This window comes from Candidatus Bandiella numerosa (assembly GCF_021811875.1).
GTDB classification, from domain to species: Bacteria; Pseudomonadota; Alphaproteobacteria; order Rickettsiales; family Midichloriaceae; genus Aquirickettsia; species Aquirickettsia numerosa_A.
In genome coordinates, this window is sequence record NZ_JAJBJD010000301.1 from 1 (window position 1) to 240 (window position 240).

1 protein-coding gene is annotated in these 240 nt (G+C 38.3%); it reads left to right on the top strand.

All coding sequences use genetic code 11. The features are described 5' to 3' along the window. Positions 1-240: hypothetical protein (locus L8D11_RS05685; RefSeq protein ID WP_458692972.1), on the top strand; the 240-nt coding region annotated here is incomplete at both ends.

Here is a 240-nt window from a genome sequence, read left to right on the forward strand (position 1 = left end):
GAAAGACTTGATTGAGAAAGTAGTTCATACTACTAATCTCAAAAGTGCCTTTAGAGCTGTAAAACGCAATAAAGGTGCGCCTGGTATCGACAAAAGAACTATCTCTGAGGTTGAGGCTGTTCTAGATGATATAATCAAAGAACTCCAATCTTCAATTATTGCGGGCATTTACATTCCCTCTTCTGTAAGAGGAGTGCAAATACCAAAGGCAAATGGTAAAACCCTTTTACTTGGTATACC